At 61.1% G+C, this 4,242-nt stretch carries 5 protein-coding genes and 3 tRNA genes; 5 read left to right on the forward strand and 3 right to left on the reverse strand.

Features of this window, described 5'->3' with window-relative positions; genetic code table 11:
* Positions 1 to 14: 14 nt before the first annotated feature.
* Both ACIQ36_RS18930 and ACIQ36_RS18935 read left to right on the forward strand, forming a co-directional pair.
* Positions 15 to 626 carry a MarC family protein gene (locus ACIQ36_RS18930; protein ID WP_395832252.1) on the forward strand — a complete coding sequence of 204 codons (612 nt, stop codon included), beginning with the start codon at positions 15 to 17 and terminating at the stop codon, positions 624 to 626.
* Between the two features lie 186 nt (positions 627 to 812).
* Complete coding sequence (locus ACIQ36_RS18935) at positions 813 to 1,517, forward strand: PadR family transcriptional regulator (RefSeq protein ID WP_395832254.1); 705 nt, start codon at positions 813 to 815, stop codon at positions 1,515 to 1,517.
* 63 nt (positions 1,518 to 1,580) lie between these two features.
* Here ACIQ36_RS18935 and ACIQ36_RS18940 read toward each other — a convergent pair.
* The 3 genes from ACIQ36_RS18940 to ACIQ36_RS18950 all read right to left on the reverse strand — a co-directional run bounded on the left by ACIQ36_RS18940 (position 1,581) and on the right by ACIQ36_RS18950 (position 1,955).
* Positions 1,581 to 1,655, reverse strand: a tRNA-Asn gene (locus ACIQ36_RS18940).
* A 36-nt stretch (positions 1,656 to 1,691) separates the two neighbouring features.
* A tRNA-Asn gene (locus ACIQ36_RS18945) sits at positions 1,692 to 1,766 on the reverse strand.
* Positions 1,767 to 1,881: 115 nt separating this feature from the next.
* Positions 1,882 to 1,955 (reverse strand) — tRNA-Cys (locus ACIQ36_RS18950).
* A gap of 217 nt (positions 1,956 to 2,172) precedes the next feature.
* Between ACIQ36_RS18950 and ACIQ36_RS18955 the strand changes: the two genes are divergently transcribed.
* The 3 genes from ACIQ36_RS18955 to ACIQ36_RS18965 all read left to right on the forward strand — a co-directional run.
* Entirely contained in the window at positions 2,173 to 2,856 is a 684-nt protein-coding gene (locus ACIQ36_RS18955) for a protein-L-isoaspartate O-methyltransferase (protein ID WP_395832256.1), read from the forward strand.
* A 10-nt stretch (positions 2,857 to 2,866) separates the two neighbouring features.
* Complete coding sequence (locus tag ACIQ36_RS18960) at positions 2,867 to 3,199, forward strand: rhodanese-like domain-containing protein (RefSeq protein ID WP_395832258.1); 333 nt, start codon at positions 2,867 to 2,869, stop codon at positions 3,197 to 3,199.
* Positions 3,200 to 3,276: 77 nt separating this feature from the next.
* Positions 3,277 to 4,242 (forward strand): TolC family outer membrane protein (locus tag ACIQ36_RS18965; RefSeq protein ID WP_395832261.1); only part of this gene is annotated, 966 nt, incomplete at its 3' end.

A 4,242-nucleotide genomic window follows, 5' to 3' on the forward strand; every position in this document is an offset into this window, starting at 1 on the left:
GAAGGATTAGGCCCATGTCGCTCTCCGCCTGGCTTTCGGATTTCATTACGCTGTTCGTGGTCATCGACCCGATTGGCGTGCTGCCAATTTATCTGTCGGCGATTGCGGGGATGAACAGCGCCGATAGCCGCCGGGTTGGGCGACTATCGATTGTCATTTCCTTCGGTGTGCTGGTGCTGTTCCTGCTCATTGGCCAAGCCTTGCTAACGCAATTGGGCATCGGTTTTCCGGCCTTCCGCATTGCGGGCGGGGTTATTCTGTTTCTCGTTGCGCTGAAAATGATCTTCGATGGTCACGAGGCGGTGCCGAGCGAGGAGCGCAGCGCGGCGGTGAGCGAGGTTGCGGTTTTCCCCGTCGCCATGCCGGGGATCGCCGGGCCAGGCTCTATCTTGGCCGTTATGCTGATGGGCAGCGGCGGCACGGCGGGGTGGCTTGACGATCTGCGCGTTGCCTCCGTCATCGCCGCCGTGCTGGCTGTTACGCTGATTGTGATGCTCTTCGGCACCCTGTTGCGCCGGGTGTTGGGGCGGACGGGAATCCTGGTCGTTAGCCGCGTGATGGGCCTGTTGTTGGCAGCGCTCTCGGCGCAATCGATCCTCGACGGGCTGAAGCTGACCTTCGGGTAGGCCCTCCTCAGACGCTTTCAGAATAGTTTTTGATATATCGAACTTGCTTTCGAGGGGGTTTTTGTTATCCTCATTTTCAATATATCGAAACAGCAACGACAGGCTGTCGAAATATCGATCCTATGCGTCGCGCCGCCGACAGTTCAGACGGTTTGCGCGCGCGGCCCTTACCTGAGGAATGACAAAATGACAAATGATGCATATGGCTCTAGCGTCGATCCCCGCATAGCCTGGGGGCGGCATCGTGGCCAAGATGGGCGCTGGAAGTGGTTTTGCGAGCATATCGCCCGTCATCGGCACGCTCATCGGCACGAGTATGGTTTCAATGAAGAGGATGTGGCAGTGTTTGGCGATAAACGGAACGGAGTGGGCCGTGGGGGCCGGGGTTTTAGCCAAGGTTTTGGGCGTGGCCGGGGGCATGGCGATCACCATCGCGGCCGTCCGCTGGAGCAGGGCGATCTGCGCTGGCTGGCCCTCGATCTCATCGCTCAGCAGCCCCGCCACGGATACGAGGTGATTAAAGCGATCGAAGATGCTTTCAACGGTCACTACGCCCCCAGCCCCGGCGCGGTTTATCCGATGCTGACGCTGCTTGAGGAAATGGGTTTTATCGCCAGTGAGGCCCAGGGGGCCAAGAAACTCTATAGTTTGACCGATGCCGGGCGCGCCGAAATCGAGGTAAATGCGGCGGCCATTCGGGCGGCGCGGGAGCGGCTGAACGATGCGCTTGCCCGCTTCGGCGGCGCACCGGCCCCGGAACTGCTGCGGGCGATGGATAATCTGCGCGCGGCGCTGCGGGTGCGGCTGGCAAAAGGCGAACTTTCGGCGAGCGCGCTGACGACGATCACGAGTGCGCTTGATCGGGCGGCGTCGGAGGTCGAGCGGAGCTAAGGCAAACAAAAAGCCCCTCGCCCGAAAGGGCAGGGGCTTTTTGTTTCAAGCGCTGTGCAAAGATGGCTCCCAGGGAGGGATTCGAACCCCCGGCCAGGCGGTTAACAGCCGCCTGCTCTACCGCTGAGCTACCTGGGATCAACCAAGCACATAACGCGACACTTTTTAAAACGCTGGCTCCCAGGGAGGGATTCGAACCCCCGGCCAGGCGGTTAACAGCCGCCTGCTCTACCGCTGAGCTACCTGGGAATAGGTGCCGTGCGTCAAGTCCGGCGTGTGTAGCAAACCCGTTGAGGTCTGCCAAGGCCGATTTTCATCGGTGCCCTGCCGGTCTTGCCCGATCAGACTAAACAGAACGCGCGTATGGAGGCCGAGAGCGGAATCGAACCGCTGTACGGGGATTTGCAGTCCCCTGCATGACCACTCTGCCACCCGGCCCCTGGGCGCGCCTGCTCGGTCTAAACCGATGCGGATGCGCGGTGTATCCTGAAGGAAAATGAAGGTCAAGTGTCTTTCAGTGGGTCGCGCCTGGAAGAGGTGACAGGAACCCCTAAAATCGGCGCGGCTTTGCGTTGCACAAGCGAAAGGGCGCGCCTATAACCCTAAGCAGAGTGCCGCCCCATAGGGTGGTTTGGGAGAGGTGGATTACAGGCCCATGGATTACGCAGCCGCTCGCGCGAATATGATCGAATGCCAAGTGCGCACCAATAAGGTGATCGACCCGGACGTGATCGCCGCAATGGCGACGGTGCCGCGCGAAGCTTTTGTGCCGGAAGCACTGCGCCCAGTCGCCTATATTGATGAGGATCTGACGGTGGCACCGGGCCGGTTTTTGCTGGAGCCGATGATCATCGCCCGTCTGCTTCAATCTGCTGAGGTTAAGAAGACCGATAGGGCGCTGGATTTTGCGACCGGCACGGGATATGGCGCGGCCCTTCTGGCACAGTTGGCGGGCACGGTGACGGCGCTCGATAGCCGTGCCAGCTTGCTGGATCTGGCGCGCCGGGCGCTTGCTGCCGCGCCGGTTCCGGTTACCCTTGTCGAAGCGCCGCTCGATGGTGTGCTCGCCCAGGCCGATGGGCTGGTAGGGCAGAGCTTTGACGTTATCCTGATTTGCGGCGCACTGCCAAAAGTGCCGGCGGCTTTGCTGGACCTGCTCGCCGATGGCGGGCGTCTCGTGACCATCCTCAAGCCGGAAGTGGCGGGCGGGGGTGAGCCGCCGATGGGCAGCGCGACCCTGTTCGTCAAGCGGGGCGGGGTTGCCGCCGGGCGCACGCTGTTCGATTCGGCAACGCCGCTGCTGCCCGAATTCGCGCCCAAGCCGCAATTCGTTTTTTGATCGGCTGACCATGCCCGAAGAATTTCCCCTTCAAATCGATGTCGGCACGCTTTCGGCTTGGCTTGAAGCGGGGGAGCCGGTCACGGTGATCGATGTGCGCGAGCAATGGGAGTGGAGCCACGTCCATTTACCGGTATCGCGCCTTATCCCGCTTGGCAGTTTACCAACGCAGGTTGACGGCTTGCCGCGCGTAGGAGCTTTGGTGATTCTATGTCACCACGGCGGGCGCTCTTTACAGGCGACCCGTTTTCTGCGGGAAATAGGCTTTGATAACGCGGTTAACTTAGTCGGCGGTATTGATCGATGGGCCTCGGAGGTTGACCCGAGCCTGTCGCGCTACTAAGTTTGTAATCGCAATTACAGTGCGTACTCGCCTTCAGGCCTGTCCTGAGGCGATTGGCCCGGATGGGAGAGGTCGAGATGGTGTTTTCTGCGCGTCATGGAATCCTAATGGGAAGCCTTTCGGCAGCCTTGTTGTTGGGGACGATGGTGGCTGTGCCGGCGATGGCCCAGACACTGGACCAATCGTGGACGCAGTCCTATCAGACCAACCCGCAGCTCTTATCGGGCCGGGCGCGCTTGCGGGCCACCGATGAACGCTTGCCCCAGGCCCAAGCCGGGTGGCGTCCGACGGTATCAACCTCGGCTTCGGTCGGGCGTTTGCATACGGAGCAGGTGTCGACCCGAACCAACAAGCAGAACCTGACGCCGAAGAGCTACGGCATTTCGGTGACGCAGCCGCTCTATCGCGGCGGGCGGACCGAAGCTGGAACCGAGCGCGCCAAGAATGAAATTCAAGCCGAACGGGCGCGCTTGATTGCGACCGAACAGCAGATTTTTCTCGATACGGCCACCTTCTACGTGAATGTTATCCGCGATCAGGCGGTGGTTGAGTTGAATGCGAATAACGAGCTGGTGCTGCAACAGCAGTTGCAAGCGGCCCAGGATCGGTTCCGCGTGGGCGAAGTCACCCGGACCGATGTGAGCCAAGCCGAGGCCCGCCTTGCGAGCGTGATTGCCGATAAGCAAGCGGCGGAAGGGCAGTTGCGCTCCTCCAAAGCGAGCTTCACGCGCTCGACTGGGCTCGAGCCCACCAATCTGTCAACGCCGATCGTCCCGCTGCAGCTTATTCCCACGTCGCTGGAAGAAGCGCGCACCTTGGCGCAGGCCAATAATCCAGCGATTACCGCCGCCCAATATGATGAAGGCGTCGCCAAGCTGGCGGTGGATGAAGTGCGCGGCGAACTGCTGCCAACCGTTAGCCTCGTCGGCGACGTTAGTCGTCGCCACGATCAACAGATTGGCGTCGAGCGGACCTCGTCGGCCAGCGTGACCGTGCAGGTCTCCGCCCCCTTGTACGAAGGCGGCAGCACCTATTCGCGCGTG

The organism is Elstera sp. (assembly GCF_044372965.1).
GTDB lineage: Bacteria > Pseudomonadota > Alphaproteobacteria > Elsterales > Elsteraceae > Elstera.